Origin of the sequence: Streptomyces piniterrae (genome assembly GCF_005048155.1) — a bacterium.
GTDB classification, from domain to species: Bacteria; Actinomycetota; Actinomycetes; order Streptomycetales; family Streptomycetaceae; genus Streptomyces; species Streptomyces piniterrae.
On record NZ_SUMB01000003.1, the window covers coordinates 270,799 to 293,150 of the forward strand.

At 71.6% G+C, this 22,352-nt stretch carries 21 protein-coding genes; 16 read left to right on the forward strand and 5 right to left on the reverse strand.

Annotated elements, in window-relative coordinates:
• Positions 1 to 388: 388 nt before the first annotated feature.
• Positions 389 to 1,990, reverse strand: a complete 1,602-nt coding sequence (locus FCH28_RS09950) for an MFS transporter (RefSeq protein ID WP_136739449.1) — start codon at positions 1,988 to 1,990, stop codon at positions 389 to 391.
• Positions 1,991 to 2,105: 115 nt separating this feature from the next.
• On the opposite strand from FCH28_RS09950, the gene FCH28_RS09955 reads away from it, so the two are divergent.
• The 7 genes from FCH28_RS09955 (at position 2,106) to FCH28_RS09985 (ending at position 10,108) form a co-directional block, all read left to right on the forward strand.
• On the forward strand, positions 2,106 to 2,780 hold the full coding sequence (locus FCH28_RS09955) for a TetR/AcrR family transcriptional regulator (protein ID WP_136739451.1): 675 nt from the start codon (positions 2,106 to 2,108) through the stop codon (positions 2,778 to 2,780).
• A gap of 172 nt (positions 2,781 to 2,952) precedes the next feature.
• A complete protein-coding gene (locus FCH28_RS09960; protein ID WP_136739453.1) occupies positions 2,953 to 4,167 on the forward strand; it encodes an alpha/beta hydrolase in 1,215 nt (404 codons plus the stop codon).
• Positions 4,168 to 4,342: 175 nt separating this feature from the next.
• A complete protein-coding gene (locus FCH28_RS09965; RefSeq protein ID WP_136739455.1) occupies positions 4,343 to 5,221 on the forward strand; it encodes a DUF4429 domain-containing protein in 879 nt (292 codons plus the stop codon).
• 87 nt (positions 5,222 to 5,308) lie between these two features.
• Positions 5,309 to 6,709: a sensor histidine kinase gene (locus FCH28_RS09970; protein WP_136739457.1), complete on the forward strand. Its 1,401-nt coding sequence runs from the start codon at positions 5,309 to 5,311 to the stop codon at positions 6,707 to 6,709.
• Positions 6,706 to 7,386: a response regulator gene (locus FCH28_RS09975; RefSeq protein WP_136739459.1), complete on the forward strand. Its 681-nt coding sequence runs from the start codon at positions 6,706 to 6,708 to the stop codon at positions 7,384 to 7,386. Before FCH28_RS09970 ends, FCH28_RS09975 begins: the two co-directional genes overlap by 4 nt.
• 204 nt (positions 7,387 to 7,590) lie before the next feature.
• Positions 7,591 to 8,757, forward strand: a complete 1,167-nt coding sequence (locus FCH28_RS09980; protein WP_136739462.1) for an alpha/beta hydrolase — start codon at positions 7,591 to 7,593, stop codon at positions 8,755 to 8,757.
• A 64-nt stretch (positions 8,758 to 8,821) separates the two neighbouring features.
• Positions 8,822 to 10,108 (forward strand): acyltransferase family protein, encoded by a 1,287-nt coding sequence (locus FCH28_RS09985; RefSeq protein WP_246102624.1) that lies wholly within the window; start codon positions 8,822 to 8,824, stop codon positions 10,106 to 10,108.
• Positions 10,109 to 10,147: 39 nt separating this feature from the next.
• Here FCH28_RS09985 and FCH28_RS09990 read toward each other — a convergent pair whose 3' ends face one another.
• Positions 10,148 to 11,203, reverse strand: coding sequence for an aldo/keto reductase (locus FCH28_RS09990; RefSeq protein ID WP_136739464.1), 1,056 nt, complete (start codon positions 11,201 to 11,203; stop codon positions 10,148 to 10,150).
• 68 nt (positions 11,204 to 11,271) lie between these two features.
• Positions 11,272 to 11,781: a MerR family transcriptional regulator gene (locus FCH28_RS09995; RefSeq protein WP_246102625.1), complete on the reverse strand. Its 510-nt coding sequence runs from the start codon at positions 11,779 to 11,781 to the stop codon at positions 11,272 to 11,274.
• A gap of 191 nt (positions 11,782 to 11,972) precedes the next feature.
• Here FCH28_RS09995 and FCH28_RS10000 point away from each other — a divergent pair, with 191 nt between their 5' ends.
• Entirely contained in the window at positions 11,973 to 12,785 is an 813-nt protein-coding gene (locus FCH28_RS10000) for a serine hydrolase domain-containing protein (RefSeq protein ID WP_187363800.1), read from the forward strand.
• A gap of 8 nt (positions 12,786 to 12,793) precedes the next feature.
• Here the strand turns inward: FCH28_RS10000 and FCH28_RS10005 are convergent, their stop codons facing one another.
• Positions 12,794 to 13,459 (reverse strand): pirin family protein, encoded by a 666-nt coding sequence (locus FCH28_RS10005; protein ID WP_136739466.1) that lies wholly within the window; start codon positions 13,457 to 13,459, stop codon positions 12,794 to 12,796.
• 58 nt (positions 13,460 to 13,517) lie between these two features.
• Between FCH28_RS10005 and FCH28_RS10010 the strand changes: the two genes are divergently transcribed.
• The 5 genes from FCH28_RS10010 to FCH28_RS10030 all read left to right on the forward strand — a co-directional run bounded on the left by FCH28_RS10010 (position 13,518) and on the right by FCH28_RS10030 (position 18,496).
• The gene (locus FCH28_RS10010) at positions 13,518 to 14,702 is read left to right on the forward strand and encodes a PucR family transcriptional regulator (protein WP_136739468.1); all 1,185 of its coding nucleotides are present in this window, start codon (positions 13,518 to 13,520) and stop codon (positions 14,700 to 14,702) included.
• Positions 14,703 to 14,791: 89 nt separating this feature from the next.
• Positions 14,792 to 15,742: an ACP S-malonyltransferase gene (locus FCH28_RS10015; protein WP_136739470.1), complete on the forward strand. Its 951-nt coding sequence runs from the start codon at positions 14,792 to 14,794 to the stop codon at positions 15,740 to 15,742.
• A 13-nt stretch (positions 15,743 to 15,755) separates the two neighbouring features.
• Entirely contained in the window at positions 15,756 to 16,802 is a 1,047-nt protein-coding gene (locus tag FCH28_RS10020) for a ketoacyl-ACP synthase III (RefSeq protein WP_136739471.1), read from the forward strand.
• A 103-nt stretch (positions 16,803 to 16,905) separates the two neighbouring features.
• The gene (locus FCH28_RS10025; RefSeq protein WP_136739472.1) at positions 16,906 to 17,154 is read left to right on the forward strand and encodes an acyl carrier protein; all 249 of its coding nucleotides are present in this window, start codon (positions 16,906 to 16,908) and stop codon (positions 17,152 to 17,154) included.
• 76 nt (positions 17,155 to 17,230) lie between these two features.
• Positions 17,231 to 18,496: a beta-ketoacyl-[acyl-carrier-protein] synthase family protein gene (locus tag FCH28_RS10030; protein WP_136739473.1), complete on the forward strand. Its 1,266-nt coding sequence runs from the start codon at positions 17,231 to 17,233 to the stop codon at positions 18,494 to 18,496.
• A gap of 192 nt (positions 18,497 to 18,688) precedes the next feature.
• On the opposite strand, the gene FCH28_RS10035 is transcribed toward FCH28_RS10030, so the two are convergent.
• On the reverse strand, positions 18,689 to 19,183 hold the full coding sequence (locus FCH28_RS10035; protein ID WP_136739474.1) for a DUF3145 domain-containing protein: 495 nt from the start codon (positions 19,181 to 19,183) through the stop codon (positions 18,689 to 18,691).
• 323 nt (positions 19,184 to 19,506) lie between these two features.
• On the opposite strand from FCH28_RS10035, the gene FCH28_RS10040 reads away from it, so the two are divergent.
• From FCH28_RS10040 to FCH28_RS10050, 3 genes are all read left to right on the forward strand, one after another.
• On the forward strand, positions 19,507 to 20,421 hold the full coding sequence (locus FCH28_RS10040) for an SGNH/GDSL hydrolase family protein (protein WP_136739475.1): 915 nt from the start codon (positions 19,507 to 19,509) through the stop codon (positions 20,419 to 20,421).
• A gap of 59 nt (positions 20,422 to 20,480) precedes the next feature.
• On the forward strand, positions 20,481 to 21,524 hold the full coding sequence (locus FCH28_RS10045) for an aldose epimerase family protein (RefSeq protein ID WP_136739476.1): 1,044 nt from the start codon (positions 20,481 to 20,483) through the stop codon (positions 21,522 to 21,524).
• 117 nt (positions 21,525 to 21,641) lie between these two features.
• Complete coding sequence (locus FCH28_RS10050; protein ID WP_136739477.1) at positions 21,642 to 22,352, forward strand: DUF4097 family beta strand repeat-containing protein; 711 nt, start codon at positions 21,642 to 21,644, stop codon at positions 22,350 to 22,352.

Genomic DNA, 22,352 nt, shown 5'->3' on the forward strand with positions numbered 1-22,352 from the left:
GGTGCGCGGTGTTGACGCGGGGCGGGTGGCGGAAGCGGGCCGCGGAAACCGTTCCTCCCGGGCCTGGCCGTGGACCGCGTCCGCGCGCGGTACGCGGGAGGCCGTGCGCGCGGCGTTCGGTTCCCGCGGCGGATCATCCGGATGAGGGATTCGGCTCCGCGACGGAGGTCAACTGACGCCGGGGAGAGGGCGGATGGGGCGGGCGGCGGCCCAAAGCGGCCGGTTGACGCGCGCCGTTGACATCCGCCGCCCGGCTTCGGCTTCGGCTTCGGCTTCGGCTTCGGCTTCGGCTTCGGCTTCGGCGGCGAAACGCGACGGCGCGTGGCCGGCCGAGGGGTGTCTCGGCCGGCCACGCGCCGTTGTCGTGCCGGAAGGTGGGCAGCCGCCGTCAGATGTGGCCGGCGCCGGCACCCGCCTCCGCGTTGGCGCCGCGCTTGGTGAACATCGCGACGACGGCCGCCACGATCGCCACCCCGCAGGCGACCGTGAAAGCCAGGCCCATGCCCGAGACGAAGGTGTCGTGGGCGACGGAGGTGATCTTCTCGGCGATCTGCGGCGGGGTGCCCTTCGGCACCGGGGCGATGCCCGCCGAGACGGCGTCGGCCGCCTGGGACATCTGGGCGGGCGGGACCGGCGGGAGGCCGGCCGACTGCCAGTTGCCGGGGAGATCGTTGTCGACACGGGAGGCCATCACCGCGCCCAGCACGGCCGTGCCGAGGCTGCCGCCGACCTGCATCGCGGCCTGCTGGAGACCGCCGGCGACACCGGAGAGCTCCAACGGGGCGTTGCCGACGATGACTTCGGTGGCGCCGACCATGACGGGCGCGAGGCCCAGGCCGAGCAGCGCGAACCAGACGGACATGGGGCCGGTGCCGGTGCCGGTGTCCAGCCCGGACATGCCGTACATGGCGACGGCGGTGAGGACCATGCCGCCGACGAGCGGGATCCGCGGGCCGAACTTGGTGATCAGGGCGCCCGCGAGCGGCGAGCCGACGATCATCATGCCGGTGAGCGGGAGGAGGTGCAGTCCGCTGTCGACGGGGCTCATGCCGTGCACGTTCTGGAGGTAGAACGTCACGAAGAACAGGCCGCCCATGAAGGCGAAGGCCATCAGCACCATCAGGACCGTACCGGCGGTCAGCGGCACGGAGCGGAACATCCGCAGCGGGATCAGCGGCTCGCGGACCTTGGTCTCCAGGACGGCGAAGAGCGCGAAGAGGACGACCGCGCCGATCAGGAAGCCCAGGGTCTTCATGTCGCCCCAGCCCCATTCCGTCGCCTTGATCAGCGGCCAGATGAGGCAGAACATCGCGCCGGAGAGCAGCACGATGCCCGGGATGTCGAAGGAACGCGGGGCGTTCTCGGCGCGGTGGTCCTTGAGTATCGCAAGGCCCAGTGCGAGGGCGAGGATGCCGACCGGGACGTTGATGAAGAAGATCGACTGCCAGCTGACGTGCTCGACGAGCAGTCCGCCGAGGATCGGGCCGCCGGCGGTGGACGCGCCGATGACCATGCCCCAGATGCCGATCGCCATGTTGAGCTTCTCGGCGGGGAAGGACGCGCGCAGCAGGCCGAGCGCGGCGGGCATCAGCAGCGCGCCGAACAGGCCCTGCAGCACCCGGAAGATGATGACCAGCGCGACCTCGTCGGAGAACCCGATGGCGCCGGAGGCGGCGGCGAAACCGACGACGCCTATGAGGAAGGTCTGGCGGTGGCCGAAGCGGTCACCGAGCTTGCCGGCCGTGATCAGCGAGACGGCCAGGGCGAGCATGTAGCCGTTGGTTATCCACTGGACGTCGGCGAGCGAGGCGCCCAGGTCCTGCTTGATGGCCGGGTTGGCGATGGCGACGATCGTGCCGTCGAGGGCGACCATCATGACGCCGATGGCGACGGAGATGAGGGTCAGCCACGGGTGGCCCCGCAGCCCCTTGCGGGGCTCCGGTACGGGAAGGTCCGGCGCGCGGTCGGCGACCGGGGTGTGGGTGGTCATACATCGAGGCTAATGTCAGCCACTGACAGTTGACAAAGCGATTCATGAGTCGGTAGCTGTCATTTACCTCACAGGTATTCTGATCAGCGAGAAGCCACTGGAAAGGCGGCGCAGGATGGCGACCCCGACGCCGCAGACGGCGGCCCCCGGCGGGCTGCGGGAACGCAAGAAGCAGCGCACCCGCGACGCCCTGATCCGTGCGGCGCTGGAGCTGTTCACGGAGCAGGGGTACGAGGCGACGACGATCGACGAGATCGCGGAGGCGGTGGACGTCTCCCAGCGCACCTACTTCCGCTACTTCGCCAACAAGGAGGAGGTCGTCTTCGCCGTCCAGGAGATGGTGGAGGCGCGCTTCCTGGAGGAGTTGAGCGCGCGGCCGGCGAGCGAGGCCCCGCTGACGGCGCTGCGCAGCGCCGTGATGGTGGCCTGGGACGACATCGGCGGCGCGATCGAGTCGGTGATCCCGGTGGAGCTGCACATGCGCTCGTACCGGATGATCGAGTCGACGCCCGCACTGGTCGCCGTACATCTGCGGCGCTCCTCCGAACTGGAGGAGCAGATCGCCCGGTTGATCGCCCGGCGCGAGGACCTGGACGTGGACACGGATCCGCGGCCGCGGGTGCTGGTCGCGGCGTTCAGCGGAGTGATGCGGGTGGCCGGCAAGGTGTGGGGCGAGGGGCAGGACTGCAGCGTGGCGTCCATCCGCGAACTGACCAAGTCCTACCTGGATCACATCGCGCCGGCGATCGACGACGACTGGCACACGGCGGGCGAGGCCGACACCCGGTGACGGGAGCTCGCCCCAGTGTGATCATTTGGCCGGACTCCTGAGAACGGGTCCGCACGCCTGAGCACGGGAAACGCCCGAGCGATGTCCGGTTTGCGCAAAATACCCGCCGCGAAACGTGATATGACTCACGGGCTCAGCGGGTACCCTGCCGAGTCTCCTAGGGTGGCTCGCGGTGACTTCCTTCCCAGGGCTCGGCCCCTCCTCCGGTTTCCTGCAGTCCACCGCCTGGCGCGCGGCCCTCGCCCTGGTGGTGGTGTTCGTGATGCTGGCCATGACCGGCTGGACGGCCATCAGAGAAAACCATGAGGACGCCAACCCCCTGGCCACCGCCAAAGCCGCGTGGAAGCACGCCACTTTCCACGGGCGGCAGCTGCCCGATCCCGATGCCGGTCCGGCCGCCGTCAGCGCCTTCTTCGCCACCCTCGACCGCGCCGAGCGCCGGCAGCTGGCGACCCGGTACCCGCTGGTCGTCGGCAACATGGGCGGCGCCCCCGTCCAACTGCGCTACCGCGCCAACCGGATGGCGCTCGACGACGCCCGCGCCATCGAGAAGCAGCGCATGGGCGACCGCCGGCTGACACCGTACGGCCGCCAGGAGGCGGGGCGGCTGATGCACCGCTTCGAGTCGATGATGAGCGGCGGCCGGCAGATCCTGGCCTTCGATCCGGCCGCCGGCGGCCGGGCGGCGGAGGTCTTCGGCAACCTCGACAAGGCCCGCCGGGTCTCCGTCGTCGTGCCCGGCGTGGACACCAATCTGTCGACCTTCGAGCGCACCGCCCGCGCCACGACCGCCCCCGTCGGCATGGGGCGGTCCCTGTACGCGGCGCAGCGACACGCCCGGCCGCAGACCCGTACCGCCGTGATCGCCTGGGCCGACTACACCTCGCCGGCCGGCCTGGGTGTCGGGGCCGCCACCGGACAGATGGCCGAGGCCGGCGCGGTCCGGCTGCGCGCGCTCGTGAAGTCGCTGCCCGGCTCCGGGCCCGTCTCGCTGTTCTGCCACAGCTACGGGTCCGTGGTGTGCGGCGTCGCCGCCCGCAAGCTGCCGTCCAACGTCGAGGACATCGCGGTCGCCGGCAGCCCGGGGATGCGCGCGGACAGCAGCGCCGCACTGGGCACGCACGCCCGGGTGTGGGCGATGCGGGACTCCGACGACTGGATCCAGGACGTGCCGTACCTGGAGGTCGGCGGGCTGGGCCACGGCGCCGACCCGGTCGATCCGTCCTTCGGGTCCCGGGTCCTGTCCGCCGACGGCGCCGTCGGACACGCCGGCTACTTCGCGCCCGGCACCCGCAGCCTGCGCAACTTCGCGCTCGTCGGGGTCGGCGCCGTCGACTCCGTGGAGTGCGCGTCCGACGACCCCCAGTGCAGCTCGGATCTCGTCTGAGGGCGGGAATCCGACGACCCGCGGCCGCAGGTCCGGCCCGGCGCCCGGGGACGGGCCGGGCCTGCGGAAACCGCGGTGACGGGGGCGGGGCGGAGGGCCGGGAGCCCTATGACGCGCGTAGCGCAAGGCGTCGGAAGGGGGACGAGCGGGCGACCGCCCGCATACGATGAGCCGCATGGGTGATGTGCTGGCCGGTTTTCACGCCGTCTGGGAGTTCGACACGGACTCCGTGCTCATCCGCTTCGAACGGGGGATCCGCAGGCCGAAGCTGTTCCAGGCGCTCGGTGAGCGACGCATTCCGTACGAGGCGTTGAGGTCCGTCGAGCTGTCCGAGGGCAGACGGGGCACGGTGGTGCTGCACGCTGTGCCCCGGCACGGCGCCGACCCGCTGATGGAGGCGGCGGACGGACAGCTCAAGGAGGACGCCGATCCCTACCGGCTGGTGCTCCCCGCCGAGCGCGAGACGCTGGCCGAGTACTACGCCGACGAACTGCGCACCGCGCTGGGGCCGGCCTCCAAGGAGCCCGCCGACCGCCATCTGGTGGCCGCTCCCGAGCCGCCGCTGCACTTCAAGGCGTACGACGGCAAGGCGTCCTTCGACGGCCAGTCGGTCGCCTTCCGCTGGTTCTGGACGGGCGCGTCGTCGGCGAAGTGGAAGCGCGGCGACCAGACCTTCACCGTCGGTGAGCTGGCCGGTGTGGAGTGGCGCTCGCCGGAGATCTTCAACGGCTATCTGCGGCTGCTGGAGCGCGGCGGCCGGGAAGCCGGCGCCGACGAGGCCGACCAGGACCCGGCCGCGGTGGTCTTCGGGCTCGGCTACGGCCCGGTCCATGAGTCGCTGCCGTTCGCAGCCTCGGTGCTGCAGGCCGTACGGGCCGCCGAGCCGGCGCAGGACGCGACGGCCCGCGAGCCGGTGCGGCGGGCCGGGGACGCGCGCCGCGACCCGGCGGACATCGCGGACCGGATACGGCACCTCGGCGAGCTGCACCACGCGGGGCTGCTGACGGACGACGAGTTCAGCGCCAAGAAGGCGGAGTTGCTGGCGGAACTTTAGGCATGCCGGGTCGTACGGTGGTACGGCTCCGAAGCCGGACCCTGGTATGACGCTTCGGCGGGGCGGGCCGCTTACATTGAACCCGCGATGTCCAGACGATCTCTCATTCCAGAACGCGAGCCGGCCCGCGGCGCCGGGCACGAGTCGGCCCGCAGCCGGGCGCTGCGGGCCGCGCGGCAGGCGCTGCGGGTGCTCGCCGTCGAGCTCGGCACCCCGGCCGATCCCGGCGCCCCGCTGTTCGGCACCGTCCAGAACCGCTGGCTGCGCACGCTGCCCTACGTCGTGGCGTTCGCGTTCGCGGTCTCGCTGCTGCCGTCGACCATCAACGTCCTGGGCAACGACTACGGGATGAACGGCGGGCTGGCCGGCGGGCTCGCCATCGCGCAGACCGTGCCGCTGCTGCTCGCGGTGACCCGGCCGCTCCAGGCATGGTGGGTGATCTTCGCGGCGGACGTGGTGGCCGCGCCGGCCCTCCTCGGCACCGCCGGCGTCGCGGGCCGCGCCTGGCCCTGGCCGCCCACGGCGATCGTCGGCTACGCCGTCCTGATGCTGGCGTTGTCCCTGCGCGAGCGCCGCCGCACCCTCGTCGCCGTATGGCTGACGACCGGGGTGGCGGGCTTCCTGTCCGAGTTGCTCATACCCGCGCACAGCATCAGCACCTGGGTGCTGCTCTTCGTCCTCTCCGGCGTGATGCTGCTGATCGGCGCCGCTCTGCGGGAACGGGGCGACGCCCAGCGGAAGTTGCTGGAGCAGGAGACCATCAGCGAGGCGGAGCGCGCCCGCCGCACGCTGCTGGAGGAACGCACCCGCATCGCCCGCGAGCTGCATGACGTCGTCGCCCACCACATGTCGGTGATCACGGTCCAGGCCGACAGCGCTCCGTACCGCATCAGCGGGATACCCCCGGAGGCCCAGGAGGAGTTCGGGACGATCGCCGCGACCGCGCGCGAGTCGCTGGCGGAGATGCGCCGGCTGCTGGGCGTGCTGCGCAGCGAGGAGTCGGAGCGGCACGGCGGCCCGGAGAAGGCCCCGCAGCCGGGGATCGGGCAGCTGCCGAAGCTGGTCGAGGGGACCGTACGGGCCGGTGTGCCGGTCGAGTTGACGCTGCCCGAGGAACCGGTGGCGCTGGAACCGGCGGTGGATCTGTCGGCGTACCGGATCGTTCAGGAGGCGCTGGCCAACGTGGTGCGGCATGCCCCGGGAGCGCAGACCCGGGTGTCGGTGACCACGACGGCGGACGGCTCGCGACTGACCGTCGTGGTGGTCAACTCCGCGCCGCCCGCGCCGTCCGAGCCGCTGGAGACCACCGGGACCGGTCATGGCCTGATCGGCATGCGGGAGCGGGTGCGGCTGGTGGACGGTTCGCTGGACACCGGGCCGCTGCCGGACGGTGGCTTCCGGGTCGCCGCCCGCCTCCCGCTCACCGCCACCCCGTCTCCGTCCTCCCCCGCTCCTTCCGCCTCGCCAAAGGACTCTCCCTCCGTATGACCACTCGGGTGATCATCGTCGACGACCAGGCCATGGTGCGGGCGGGCTTCGCCGCGCTGCTCGCCGCACAGAGCGATATCGATGTGGTGGGTGATGCGCCGGACGGCGTGCGGGGCGTGGAGCTGAGCCGCCGGGTGCATCCGGACGTGGTGCTGATGGACGTACGGATGCCGGAGATGGACGGGCTGGAGGCGGCGCGTCGGCTGCTCGATCCGCCCCTCGGCGTCACCCACCGCCCGAAGGTGCTGATGCTGACCACCTTCGACGTCGACGACTATGTGTACGAGGCGCTGCGCGCGGGCGCGTCCGGCTTTCTGCTCAAGGACGCGCCGCCGGCCGATCTGATCTCCGCCGTCCGTGTCGTGGCGGCCGGCGAGGCGCTGCTCGCGCCGTCGGTGACCCGACGGCTGATCGCCGACTTCGCCCGCCAGCGCCCGGCCCCCCGCAAGGACCGCACCTCGCTCCGCCTCAACGGCCTCACCCCGCGCGAGACGGAGGTCCTGGAGCTGATCGCCCGCGGCCTGTCGAACCAGGAGATCGCGGATTCGCTGGTCCTCGCCGAGCAGACCGTGAAGACCCATATCGGCCGGGTCCTCGCCAAGTTGGAGCTGCGGGACCGCGCCCAGGCCGTGATCTTCGCGTATGAGTCGGGGCTGGTCGCACCCGGGGAACGCTGAGCGGGGTGGGGTTAACCCCCGGTGGCGGGGTCGGGCCGCCCCCCCGGTAAGGGGTGGGGCCGGCCGCTCCGTCCTGAGGACGAAGGAGCAGGTCACCCCATACCCCGGTATCACAAGGGAGTTGGCTCCCCGGTGTGACGCCGCGTCATACACCCGCTTCCTACGTTTCCCTCTGCCACACCAACGGGAGAGGGAGACGCCACCATGTCCGTGCTGCGAGCCACCGCTCGGCGCAGCAAGCGCACGCTCATCGCCGCCGCACTCGCGGTGGCCATCGCCGCCGGAACCGGCGGCTGGGCGGCCGGTTCCGCGCAGACCGCCATCACCGGGCCACCGCCCGGCGCCGCCGCCTGGCGCGCCGACCACTCCCTCGGCACCCGGCTGCCGGACCCCGCGACCGCGGCCCCCGCCGACGTCGCCCGCTTCTTCGCCTCGCTGACCGAAGCCCAGCGGCATACGCTCGCGGCCCGGCATCCGCTGACCGTGGGCAATCTCGACGGCGCTCCCGTCACACTGCGGTATGAGGCCAACTCCCTTGCCCTGAAGGCCGAACGGGACCGTCAGCTGGCCCGCGCCGCCGAACAGGGCGGCTCGCTCCAGGACCAGCGGGAGGCCAGGAAGGCGGCCGCCCGCTGCGCGGACCTGCTGGAGCCGGGCCGCCACATCCTCGCCTTCGACCCGCGCGGCCGCGGTCAGGTCGCCGAAGCGCACGGCGACTTGACCACCGCCGAACGCACCGCGGTGATCGTGCCCGGCTCGGACATCGATCTGGCCACCTTCGACCGTGCCAAGGACCCGTACGGCACACCGACCGGCATGGCCACCTCGCTGCGCGCCCGGATGGCCGCCGACGCGCCCGGCACCCGTACGGCAGTGATCGCCTGGGCCGGCTACACCACACCGGTCGGTATCGGTGTGGACGCCGCCACCGGCCGGCTCGCGGAGGCCGGTGCGCCACGGCTGGCCCGCCTGCTGACCGGCCTCGCCGCCACCGGCGCCCCGGCGCCCACGGTCCTGTGCCACAGCTATGGCTCGGTCGTCTGCGGACTGGCCGCCCCCAGGGCGGGCCGCGGCGCCATCGCCGACCTGATCGTCTTCGGCTCCCCCGGTATGCGCCGCGCCGACGTGGCGGAGCTGCATACCTCGGCACGGGTCTGGGCCGCCCGCGACGCGTCCGACTGGATCGGTGACATACCGAACGTCGAACTGCTGGGCCTGGGCCACGGCGCGGACCCCACCGACCCCGACTTCGGCGCCCGCCGCGTCTCCGCCGAGCGGGCCGAGGGCCACACCGGCTATCTCGCCCCCGGCACGGACTCGCTGCGCAGCTTCGCCGCCATCGCCCTGGGCCGCTACGGCGAGGTGCGCTGAGCGCCCGCTCCGGGCCCGCGCCACGCACCGGCCGCCTCGCCACTCCTCACCTCAAGGACGCCTCATGGCCCTCGCACTCCTCGCCCCCACCCGCCGTACGGGCCGGAAACCGGCACCGGAATCCGCAGCGGTCCTGCGCGCCGCCAGGAAAGCGGTCCGCGCCATCGACGACCGCACCCCCGCGCACCGCGACCGCGCCATCGACGGCCTGCGGGCACTGGCGCTGCTCGCCGTGCCCACCGGTCACTGGCTGCTCGGCGGCTTCACCGTCGACGCCGACGGCGCACTGCACAACGCCAGCCCGCTGTCCGCCCTCGGCTTTCTCTCGCCCGCCAGTTGGGCGCTCCAGATGCTCGGCATCTTCTTCCTCGTCGGCGGCCATGCCTCGGTGCTCTCCTTCCGGCGGGCCACCGAGCGCGGCGAATCCGCCGGCGCCTGGCTGCGCGGGCGGCTCGTGCGGCTGGGCCGCCCGGTGCTGGGAGTGACCGCGGTATGGGCGGCGATGGCCCCGCTCCTGTACGCGCTGGGGGCGCCGGAAGCGACCCTGCGGACCGGGGCGACGCTGGTGATCCAGCCGCTGTGGTTCGTCGGCGTCTATGCCGCGATCACCGCGCTGACGCCGTACTGCGTCCGTGCGGCGCGCCGGATGGGCGCCTGGGCCGCGGCACCGCTCCTCGCCACGGTGGCCGTCGTGGACTTCCTGCGCTACGGACCGTTCGCCGACGCCATGCCGTCCTGGCTGAGCCTGCTCAACCTGCTCCCCGGCTGGATGTTCGCCTACCAACTCGGCGTCTCCTGGGGCGAGAAGCGGCTCGGCGTGCGCGCCGCCCGGTCGCTTCTCCTCGGCGGCGCCGCCCTGTTCGCCGCGCTGCTGCTGTTCTTCCACTACCCGGCGAGCATGGTCGGCGTCCCCGGCACCGACCGTACGAACTCGCACCCGCCGTCGCTGCTGGTCCTGGCCCTGGCGGCGACGCAGTCCGGGGCGGCGATCCTGCTCCGCGACCGGCTCGCGAGGCTGCTGCGCCGGCCCGCCCTGTGGGCGCCGGTCGTCGTGATCAACCTCTCCGCGATGACGATCCTGTGCTGGCACCAGACCGCGATGCTCTCGGCCGCCGTGCCCGCGTCCTTCCTCGGCCTGAACGCGGTCCCCGGCCTGACCGTCGCGCCCGACACGCTCGGCTGGATCCTCGCCCGGCTCGCCTGGCTCCCCGTCTTCGCCACCGCCCTGATCCTCATCGGCCGTACCACCCGCCGCTTCGAGGCACCGTGGACCGGCGTCACCCGCTTCCGTCGCGCGGTCGCGGGCGTGCTGGCCACGGGGTTCGCGGTGTTCGCGCTGGGGTGGGCGTGAGCGGGGCCGGGAACGCCCGCCCCGCCCACCCGACGGGCCCTACTCCCGCCCGGCGGACGTGAACGTCATATCCGCGTAGCGCGCCCCCGCGACCTGTCCGGCGATGGGCTCCAGGAGGGCCAGGTCCTCCTTGCTCAGCTCGATCCGCGTGGCAGCGGTGTTCTCCTCGACGCGGGTGCGCTTGCGGGTGCCGGGGATCGGCACGACGGCCAGGCCGCGCGCGGTGGCCTGCTGCTGCACCCAGGCCAGTGCGATCTGGCCGGGCGTCGCGCCATGGGCCTCGGCGACCTTCCGCACCGGCTCCAGCAGCGCCGCGTTGGCGGCCGCGTTGTCGCCGGTGAACCGGGGCTGCGTACGCCGGAAGTCGTCGTCGCCCAGTTCCTTGTCGGCGCTGACGAACGAGCCGGTCAGGAAGCCGCGGCCGAGCGGCGAGTACGGGACGAAGGCGACGCCGAGTTCACTGGCAGCGGGCACCACGCCGTCCTCGACGTCCCGGCTGAACAGCGACCACTCCGACTGGAGCGCCGCGATCGGGTGCACGGCCTGCGCCGCGCGCAGTTCGGAGCCGGTCACCTCGCTCAGCCCCAGGTGCTTGACCTTGCCCTCGGCCACCAGCTCGGCCATCGCGCCCACCGACTCCTCGATGGGCACGTTCACATCGCGCCGGTGCATGTAATAGAGGTCGATCTCATCCACGCCGAGCCGCCGCAGGCTGCCCTCGACGGACTCGCGGAGGTAAGCGCGGTCGTTGCGGATGATCCGCTTGGCCGGGTCGTCCGGATCGAGGGTGATCGCGAACTTGGTGGCCACGACGACCTCGTCGCGGTGCGCCCGGATGAACGGCGCGATGAACTTCTCGTTCTCCCCCATGCCGTACATGTCGGCGGTGTCGTAGAGGGTCACGCCCAGTTCCAGCGCGCGCTCCAGCGTGGCCCGCGCCTCGCCGGCGTCCGTCGGCCCGTAGGCGAAGCTCATGCCCATGCAGCCGAGGCCCTGTACGCCGACCCGCGGGCCGCCACTGCCCAGCTCCACCGTCCCGATCCGCACGCCGTTCCCTTCGCTGCCCGTCTCGCCGCTCGTCCCGTTGCTGCTCATCCCGCTGCCTTTCTCGTTCCCGGCGTTCCGGGTCCCGTTGCGCACGCGGCCCCGGTGCCTCTCCCGGCTCAGGGCCGTCCGCCGTCGGTGTAGATGCCGATCTTGTAGTCGAGTACGTCCAGCGTGCTCTGCAACTCCGCGATGCGCTGCCGTACGTCCTCACGGTGCGCGGTCAGCAGATCCCGGCGCTCGGCGAAGGTGCCCGTGCCGGCCCGCACCATCTCGGCGTAGCGGACCATGTCCGCGACCGGCATACCGGTCAGCCGCAGCTTGGTCACCAGGCTCAGCCAGTCCAGGTCGCGGTTGGTGAAGCGCCGCTGCCCGGTGTGCGTACGGTCCACGTGCGGCATCAGGCCGATTCGCTCGTACCAGCGCAGCGTGTGGGCGCTGAGGCCGGTGTGTTCGGCCACCTCGCTGATCGTGTACCGGTCCTGGCCGGCCGGCCGCGGGTGGATCGGCGTCGCCACACAGGCGCCGACCTTGCTCACCAGGGCTTCGGGGGGCTCGTGCGAGCCGCCCGGACATTCGTCGGTCGCGGCCTGGCCGTCCGTCACCGGTTCGCTCTGCGTCACGGTCATCCGCGTCTCCCCATCTCCCCCGGAACCTCGCAACCCGGGAACGTCTCCCAGGACACCGGCACCCGCGTTCCCGCCGGAACATCTCGACGTCCCCCACGCTAGAGACTTCGAGTGCACTCCAAGCAAGCGCAATTGCCGGGAAGCCCCGACCGGAATTCGGGAGCGCGGGGGCACCCCTTAGGCTCGGGGACATGCAGAGCCTGCGGATGATCGAGAACTGGCCGGTGCCGACCGCTGCCGCCGCCGTCGTACGCGCCGACGGCACGGTGGCCGGAACCTGCGGCCCGCTGGAGCACCGCTTCCCGCTGGCGTCCGTGACCAAGCCGCTCGCCGCGTACGCCGCGCTGCTGGCCGTCGAGGAGGGCGCCGTCGAGCTGGACGAACCGGCCGGTCCGGAGGGGGCCACGGTCCGTCATCTGCTCGCGCACACCTCCGGTCTGGCCTTCGACGAGCAGCGCACGATGGCCGAACCGGGCACCCGCCGGCTGTACTCCAACACCGGTTTCGAGGCGCTCGGCGACCACATCGCCAAGGCGACCGACATCCCGTTCGCGCAGTATCTGCACGAGGCGGTGCTGGAGCCGCTCGGTATGACCGCGACCGAGCTGCCCGGCTCGCCCGCCAAGGACGGGGTCTCGACGGTCGCGGATCTGATCCGGTTCGCCGCCGAGCTCCAGGCGCCGCGGCTGCTCGCCCCTCAGACACTGGCGGAGGCGACGTCGGTGGCCTACCCCGGTGTGACGGGTGTGCTGCCCGGTTACGGGCACCAGAAGCCGAACGACTGGGGCCTGGGCTTCGAGATCCGGGACGGCAAGTCGCCGCACTGGACGGGCGCGTCGTCCTCGCCGCGCACATTCGGGCACTTCGGACAGTCGGGGACGTTCCTGTGGGTGGACCCCGACGCGCGGGCGGCGTGTGTGGCGCTGACCGACCGGGCCTTCGGGCCGTGGGCGATCGAGGCGTGGCCGGTGCTGACCGACGCGGTCCTCGCCGAATTGGGCTGAGCCGACTGCTACCGCCGCTCCGCCGCCATCTCCCACACCAGGCACTCGGCCGCCCCGAGCCCGGTAAGCTCCAGCCCGTCCGCGTCCGTGATCCGCGCCGCGTCGCCCGCGTCGAGGCGCCGCTCACCGATGCGTACCGCGCCGTGTGCCACATGCACATACACCCGCGCGGCATCCGGGACCGCGGTGCGTTCGCCGTCGGCGAGCCGGCGCAGATGCAGCATCGCGCCGGCCCGCGGGACCGCGTACGGAGTGCCGTCGGCGATGCCGCGCACCACCTCGTACGCCGGGTCGCCCCCGAATTCCGTCGGCGTCAGCCACATCTGCACAAAGCGCAGCGGCGCCGTGCCGTCGTTGCGCTCGATGTGCCGTACGCCGCCGGCCGAGCTGAGCCGCTGGAGATCGCCGGGTCGTACGGTGGTCTCGTGGCCCGTCGAGTCGCGGTGCGTCAGCTCGCCCTCGACGACCCAGGTGACGATCTCCGTGTCGCGGTGCGGATGCTCGTCGAAGCCGGCGCCGGCCGCCAGCCGCTCCTCGTTGCAGGCGATCAGGGCGCCGAAGCGGAGATTGTCCGGGTCGAAGTGCGGCCCGAAGGAGAACGCGTGCAGCGACTCGATTCCGGCCTCGGCGTGGTGATCCCGATAGCGTTCCTGGCCCCTGCGCACCTCAATCATGGCGCCACGGTAGCCCCGCCACCTCACCTCCTCATCCCGATAGGGCAGGCTTGTCCCCGTGTCTGAACCCGCATCGCGCGACGCGCACCCGCATTCGGCTACCCTCCGCCGCCTTGAGCAGGCGGCCGGCAAACTGGCGGCCGCGGCCATCGCCCGGATGGACGCCACGCTGCCGTGGTACCGCGCGATGCCGCCGGAGAACCGTTCCTGGATCGGCCTGGTGGCGCAGGCCGGTATCGCCGCGTTCACCGAGTGGTTCCGGCACCCCGAGACGCCGCAGGCCATCAGCACCGACGTCTTCGGCACCGCGCCGCGCGAGCTGACCCGCGCGATCACGCTGCGGCAGACCGTGGAGATGGTCCGGACGACCATCGAGGTCATGGAGTCCGCGATCGACGAGGTCGCGGCGCCCGGCGACGAATCCGTACTGCGTGAGGCGCTGCTGGTCTACGCCCGGGAGATCGCGTTCGCCACCGCGCAGGTCTACGCGCAGGCCGCCGAGGCGCGCGGCGCCTGGGACGCCCGGCTGGAGTCGCTGGTGGTCAACGCGGTGCTGTCGGGAGAGGCCGACGAGGGCGCCGTCTCACGGGCCGCCGCACTGGGCTGGAACTCCCCCGAACATGTCTGTGTGGTGCTCGGCACCGCCCCGGACGGGGACAGCGAACTGACCGTCGAGGCGATCCGGCGGGCCGCCCGGCACGCCAAGCTCCAGGTGCTGACAGGTGTCCTGGGCAGCCGCCTGGTGGTGATCGCCGGTGGTTCGGACAATCCGCTCAAGGCCGCGAAGGCGCTGATCGGCCCGTACGCGGCGGGCCCCGTGGTGGCCGGCCCGGTGGTCTCCGATCTGCTGGCCGCGACCCGGTCAGCGCAGGCCGCGGCCGCCGGCCTGCGGGCCTGCGCCGCCTGGCCGGACGCCCCGCGGCCGGTGCTCGCGGACGATCTGCTGCCGGAGCGCGCGATGGCTTCGGACCCGGTCGCGCGAGAGCAGTTGGTGGAGGAGATCTACAGACCGCTGGAGGAGGCGGGGTCGGCGCTCCTGGAGACGCTGAGCGTCTATCTGGAGCAGGCGAGCAGTCTTGAGGGCGCCGCCCGGATGTTGTTCGTCCACCCCAACACCGTGCGCTATCGGCTGCGACGTGTGACAGACGTCACCGGCTGGTCGCCGTCCGATGTGCGCTCCGCGTTCACGTTGCGTATCGCGCTGATCCTCGGGCGTCTGGCTGACGGTGAGGCGCAACTCTAGACTTTTGTCGGACACCAACAATTCCCCCGATGGTTCTTCGTCCCTGTCCCCACGGGCGGGCGGGACCTCCCACAAGAGAGAGTGTGAGGGTGCTCGTACTCGTCGCTCCCGGCCAAGGCGCTCAGACGCCCGGCTTCCTGACTCCCTGGCTCGACCTTCCCGGTGTCGAAGACCGGCTCCGTGAGTGGTCCGCCGTCATCGACCTCGACCTGGTCCACTACGGCACGAAAGCCGACGCGGACGAGATCCGCGACACGGCGGTGGCCCAGCCGCTGCTGGTGGCGGCCTCGCTGATCTCCGCGCGGCAGCTGTTCACCACGGCGGAGGACTTCTCCCGCCTCGTCGGCGCCGCCGCGGGCCACAGCGTCGGCGAGCTCGCCGCCTCCGCCCTGACCGGTGTCCTGCCGGACGAGGCCGCGATGCGGCTCGTACGCAAGCGGGGGCTGGCCATGGCCGACGCCGCGGCGGTCACCGAGACCGGTATGTCGGCCCTGCTGGGCGGCGAGCCGGACGCGATCCTGCCGCATCTGGAGAAGCTGGGGCTGACCCCGGCGAATGTGAACGGCGCGGGCCAGATCGTGGCCGCGGGCACCGCCGAGCAGCTCGCGGCGCTGGCCGAGGACAAGCCGGAGGGCACCCGCAAGGTGATCCCGCTGAAGGTGGCCGGCGCGTTCCACACGCACCACATGGCGCCCGCCGTCTCCGTGTTGGAGACCGCGGTCGGCGAGCTGTCGCCCGCCGATCCGCACACCCGTTACGTCTCCAACAAGGACGGGCAGGTGGTCTCCTCCGGGCAGGAGCTGGTGCAGCGGCTGGTGGGCCAGGTGGCCAACCCGGTGCGCTGGGACCTGTGCATGGAGACGTTCAAGGAGCTCGGCGTCACCGCGCTCATCGAGGCGGCGCCCGGCGGCACGCTCGTCGGCCTGGCCAAGCGCGCCCTCCCCGGCGTCAAGACGCTCGCTCTGAAGACGCCCGACGACCTCGACGCGGCCCGGGCCCTGATCGCCGAGCATGCCGACACCGCCGTACCGGCCGAATAGGAGCCCGAAGCGCATGACCTCGAAGATCAAGCCCTCGCAGGGCGTCCAGTACGCGCGGATCATGGGCGTCGGCGGCTACCGTCCGACCCGTGTGGTGCCCAACGAGGAGATCCTCAAGCACATCGACTCGTCCGACGAGTGGATCCGCTCGCGGTCGGGTATCGCCACGCGCCACTGGGCGGGCCCGGACGAGACCGTCGCCACCATGTCGGTGGAGGCGGCCGGCAAGGCGATCGCCGACGCGGGCATCACGCCCGAGCAGATCGGCGCCGTGGTCGTCTCGACCGTGTCGCACTTCAAGCAGACCCCGGCCATCGCGACCGAGATCGCGCATCTGATCGGCGCGGGCAAGCCGGCCGCGTTCGACATCTCGGCGGGCTGCGCGGGCTTCGGCTACGGACTGACCCTGGCCAAGGGCATGGTGATCGAGGGCTCCGCGGAGTACGTCCTGGTCATCGGTGTCGAGCGGCTCTCGGACCTGACGGACCTGGAGGACCGTGCGACGGCCTTCCTGTTCGGTGACGGCGCCGGTGCCGTGATCGTCGGCCCCGGCAAGGTACCGGCGATCGGCCCGACGGTCTGGGGCTCGGAGGGCGACAAGTCCGAGACCATCAAGCAGACCGTGGCCTGGGACGCCTACCGGACGACCCCGGTGCCCGGCGGCGACGGTCCGGACGAGCGCACCGCGCCCGAGGCGATCCGCTACCCGGCCATCACCCAGGAGGGCCAAGCGGTCTTCCGCTGGGCGGTGTTCGAGATGGCGAAGGTCGCCCAGCAGGCGCTGGACGCGGCCGGCGTCAGCCCGGAGGACCTGGACGTCTTCATTCCGCACCAGGCCAATATGCGGATCATCGATTCGATGGTGAAGACCCTGAAGCTGCCGGAGAGCGTGACGGTCGCCCGTGACGTGGAGACCACCGGCAACACCTCGGCCGCCTCCATTCCGCTCGCCATGGAGCGGCTGCTGGCGACCGGGCAGGCCAAGAGCGGCGACACCGCGCTGGTCATCGGCTTCGGGGCGGGTCTCGTGTACGCCGCGACGGTCGTTACCCTCCCCTAAGCAAGATCTGCGCAGTGCCGTACGGATTCGTCAGTTCCGGTCGCTGCACAGAGCTTCCCTGAATAACGCAGTTCCCCCTAATAAAGACCGAAGGAGCGCCATCATGGCCGCCACCCAGGAAGAGATCGTCGCCGGTCTCGCCGAGATCGTTAACGAGATCGCCGGGATCCCCGTCGAGGACGTCCAGACGGGCAAGTCCTTCACGGACGACCTGGACGTCGACTCGCTGTCCATGGTCGAGGTCGTCGTCGCCGCCGAAGAGCGCTTCGACGTCAAGATCCCGGACGACGACGTCAAGAACCTGAAGACGGTCGGCGACGCGACCGACTACATCCTCAAGCACCAGAGCTGACCCAGCTCCTGCGCATGTCGCCACCCGGCGGTGGCGCCGTCTATTCAGACCCCTCTACCCGTGGAGTAAGAATCCCGTGAACGCGACCAATCGCACCGTGGTCGTCACCGGTATCGGCGCAACCACACCGTTGGGTGGCGACAGCGCTTCGACCTGGGAAGCCCTGCTCGCCGGCCGGTCCGGTGCGAGCACGCTCGACCAGGACTGGGCCGCCGAACTGCCCGTCCGTATCGCCGCGCAGGCGGCCGTCGACCCGGCCGAGGTCCTGCCCAAGCCGCAGGCCCGCAAGCTGGACCGGTCGGCGCAGTTCGCGCTGATCGCGGCCCGCGAGGCGTGGGCGGACGCCGGTTTCACCGCCAAGGCCGGCGAGGACCCGGCGGTCGACCCGGACCGACTGGGCGCCGTCATCGCCTCCGGTATCGGTGGTGTGACGACCCTGCTCGGCCAGTACGACGTGCTCAAGGAGAAGGGCGTACGCCGCGTCTCCCCGCACACCGTGCCGATGCTGATGCCCAACGGGCCGTCCGCCAACGTCGGCCTGGACGTGAACGCCCGCGCCGGTGTGCACACCCCGGTCAGCGCCTGTGCGTCCGGCTCGGAGGCGATCGGCTACGCCATCGAGATGATCCGTACGGGTCGTGCGGACATCGTCGTCGCCGGCGGTACGGAGGCGGCGATCCACCCGCTGCCGATCGCCGCGTTCGGCAACATGATGGCGATGTCGAAGTCCAACGACGACCCGAAGGGCGCCTCCCGCCCGTTCGACACCGCGCGCAACGGCTTCGTCCTCGGTGAGGGCGCCGGCGTGATCGTGCTGGAGTCGGCCGAGCACGCCGCCAAGCGGGGCGCCAAGGTGTACGCCGAGGCCGTCGGCCAGGGCATCTCCGCCGACAGCCACGACATCGTGCAGCCGGAGCCGTCCGGCAACGGCATCGCGCACGCGCTGCAGAACCTGCTCGACAACAGCGACCTCGACCCGGCCGAGATCGTGCACGTCAACGCGCACGCCACGTCGACCCCGCAGGGCGACCTGGCCGAGCTGAAGGCGCTGCGCAAGGTCTTCGGCGACGACGTCGACCACATGGCGGTCTCCGCCACCAAGTCCATGACCGGCCACCTGCTGGGCGGCGCGGGCGGCATCGAGACGGTCGCCTCGATCCTGGCGCTGTACCACCGGGTGGCGCCGCCGACGATCAACGTGGAGAACCTCGACCCCGAGGTCGACGCGGACATCGTCGTGGGCGAGGCCCGCAAGCTGCCCGCCGAGGGCCGGATCGCGGCGCTGAACGACTCGTTCGGATTCGGCGGCCACAACGTGGTGCTCGCCTTCCGTTCGGCCTGACGCTCACTCAGCATGCGCTGAGGGCCCGCCCGGTGATACCGGGCGGGCCTTCGTCCTACCCGGCGACCACCGCAACCATCAATTGAGCAACGCAAACGGCGAGCAATTCGGTCCGCGAGAGCGGCGCCGGTTCAGGCGCGAAGAGGGGCTCTCACACGACCTGGTGCAGCCGGCGCACCGGCGCCTGGCTTCTCACACGACCTGGTGCAGCCAGCGCACCGGGGCGCCCTCGCCCGCGTACCGGAACGGTTCCAGTTCGTCGTCCCATGGCTTGCCCAGGAGCTTGGAGACCTCGGCGGCCAGTTCGGTCTCGCCGCGCGCCGCGCGGGCGACCGCGGCGCGCAGCCGGTCCTCGGGGATGAGGATGTCGCCGTGCAGGCCCGTGACGGCGTGGAAGATGCCGAGTTCGGGGGTGGAGCTGTAGCGCTCGCCCTCGGCGGTGGAGCAGGGTTCCGCGGTCACCTCGAAGCGCAGCAGATGCCAGCCGCGCAGCGCGGAGGCGAGCTTGGAGGCGGTGCCGACCTCGCCCTGCCAGGAGAACTCGGCTCGCCAGGTCCCCGGGGCCGCCGGCTGGCGGATCCAGTCGAGGTTGACGCGCACGCCGAGGACGCCCGCCACGGCCCATTCGACATGCGGGCACAGCGCGCGCGGAGCGGAGTGGACGTACAGAACTCCACGTGTCGTCACCGGGACCTCCAGTGCGGTTCGAGGTTCGCCTTCCCCAGCGGCCTCGTGCCCGTTCCGGTTGCGGCCGGGACAGTTGACATTCTGCCCCAGTGATCACTTCGGCACCAGCATGCGAGGTGACCTACAGTAAACACCATTAGGCGCAATTTGCCGCAAAAGAGACAAGAAATGACGTGTTGTAAGTTGTCTGTGCCGACTGCACTTGCCACTTTGAGTCACCGCCAGGCAGGCACGGGGCAAAGCTACCGCGCGGTGCCGGTGGAGGGGTGACGTACCGTCGGTACCCGAAGAGATATCACTCGCACGCCGGAGGGGGACAGGGGATGACGCGGATCGATCGGCCTGTCCGCCCTCGGCGCAGACGGGCGGGCGTCCTCTCCTCCGTCACCGCGGCCACCGCCTCCGCCGCCCTGATCGCCGTCTCCGGCTGTTCCTCCGACGGCAACTCAGCCTCCCCGCACAGCAGCTCGTCCAGCAAGCGCCCTGCCGCCAAGCCGGCGCCCGCCTGGCGCACCGCCCCCGCCTCCCTCGCCGCGCTCGGCGACTCCATCACCGTCGGCTTCGACGCCTGCACGGTGCTCTCCGACTGCCCCCAGGTCTCCTGGGCCACCGGCACCGACCCCAAGGTCGACAGCCTCGCCCGGCGACTGGTCGGCAACCCCGCCACGCACAGCTGGAACTACGCCAGGACCGGCGCCCTGATGGCCGATCTGCCGGACCAGGTGGCGGAGGCCGTGGTCCGCAAGCCCGAGCTGGTCACCGTCCTGATCGGCGCCAACGACGCCTGCCGCGGCGAGGTGCGGGCGATGACCCCCAAGGCCGTCTTCCGCGCCCAGTTCGAGACCGCCGTCAAGAAGCTGCGGCGCAGCCTGCCGCACACCCAGGTGTATGTCGCCGCGGTGCCCGATCTGCTGCGCCTGTGGTCGGAAGGGCGCAAGAACCCGCTGGGCAAGCAGGTGTGGAAGCTGGGGATCTGCGGGTCGATGCTGCGCAACCCGGACGATCTGACGGAGAAGGCGGCGCACCGGCGCGAGAAGGTGCGGAAGCGGGTGATGGCGTACAACGCCGCGCTGAAGGACGTCTGCGGCAAGGACCCGCTCTGCCGGTTCGACGGCGCGGTCTTCGACTACCGCTTCACCGACCGGCAGTTGAGCACCTGGGACTGGTTCCACCCGGGCACCCGCGGGCAGCGGGAACTGGCGGCGCTGGCGTTCCGCACGATCACCCGCAAGGAGTGACGGTGCAGGGGGAGGGAAGCGGGTTCGAAGAGGGGGGCGGAACAAGTGGCGGAGCGGCTGTGCACACGCGGGTCGGCAGGGAGCGCTTCGGTGCGCTGGACGACGGCACGCCCGTCGACCGCTGGATCCTGGAGTCGGACGGGCTGCGGGTCCGCGTCCTGACGTACGGCGGGATCGTCCAGACGATCGAGACCCCGGACCGGGACGGAAAGTTTGGGCACGTGGCGCTGGGGTTCGCCGGTCTCGGGTCGTATGTGGCGCACGGCGGCTCGTACTTCGGCGCGCTGGTCGGGCGGTACGCCAACCGGATCGCGGGCGCGGCCTTCGCGCTGGACGGCCGGTCGTACGCCCTGCCGCCGAACGACGGGCAGCACAGTCTGCACGGCGGCGCGCGAGGCTTCTCCCGGGTGGTGTGGGACGCCCGGCCCCTCGCGAACGGCGTGGAGCTGCGGCGGGTCAGCCCGGACGGTGAGGAGGGCTTCCCCGGCGCCCTGGACGTACGCGTCAGCTACACCCTCGCCCCGGGCGGCACGCTGCGCGTCGTCCACCGCGCGCACACCGATGCCCCGACCGTCGTCAACCTGACCAACCACAGCTACCTCAACCTCGGGGGCGAGGACAGCGGCAGCGCCACCGGCCATCTGCTGCGGCTGGCGGCGTCCCGCTACACGCCCGTCGACGGCACCGGCATCCCGGTGCCCGGCGCGCCCGCCGATGTCACCGGCACCCGCTTCGACTTCCGTGAGCCGCGCCCGGTGGACCGCCCCTACGACCACAACTTCGCGCTCGACGGCGGGGTGACGGAGACTCCGCGCACGGTCGCGGAGCTGTACGACCCGCGTTCCGGCCGCGCGCTGGAGCTGTCCACCACGGAACCCGGCATCCAGCTCTACACCGCCGACCATCTCGACGGGACCCTGACCGGCACCTCAGGGGTCCGCTACGGCCCGACCGCCGGTATCGCCCTGGAGACCCAGCACTTCCCCGACTCCCCCAACCGCCCGGACTTCCCGAGCACGGCCCTCGCCCCCGGTGAGACCTACCGTTCGGAGAGCGTCTACCGCTTCTCGGTACGTGGGGCGTCCCCTAGGGGACCGGCGTGAGGTCCCCTAGGGGACCGGCGGGAGAAAGTCATACCCGCCGGTGACGACCTCGGCCGACCGGGGCTGGAGAATGGGTGGTGACCAGCAACTTTGCCTGTTACGGGGAGACACCACACCATGGCTCGCGCCGCCCGCTTCCGCGCTTCTCATCTCGCCCTGTCCTGCGGGGCGTTGTCGGTACTGCTGACCGGTTGTTCCGGTTTCGGCCCGACCGAGAAGGCGGAGCGTACGTACACCGTCGACGGCAAGGTCACGGCCCTGTCGGCGACCACGCACGGCGGGAACATCGAGATCGTGCCGATAGCCGGTGGCGGCTCGGTCAAGGTGACGGAGAAGTACGAGTACAACGACGACAACAAGCCGACTCCCGAGCATTCGCTCAAGGACGGCCGGCTGACGCTGACCGCCGACGACGAGTGCGACGGCTTCGGGAAGCAGTGCTCGGTGGCCTACAAGGTGCTGCTGCCGCGTGACGCCTCCGTCGATCTGCACACCAGCGGTGGGGACATCACGGTCCGCGGCACCTCGGGCACGATCGCCGCGGAGACCAGCGGCGGCGACATCACCGTCAAGGACTCCGCCGCCCGCAAGGCGGAGGTGGAGACCAGCGGCGGGAATGTGGACGTCGCCCTGAGCCGGGTGCCCGACGAGGTGTCGGGGAACACCAGCGGAGGCGATGTCACCATCCGCCTCCCCAAGGGCACCTACGCGGTGGACGCCTCGACGAGCGGCGGCGACCGCACGGTCTCCGTCAAGACGGACAAGAGCTCCTCGCACAAGGTGACGGCGGAGACGAGCGGCGGTGATGTGTCGGTGCTGAATTCCTGA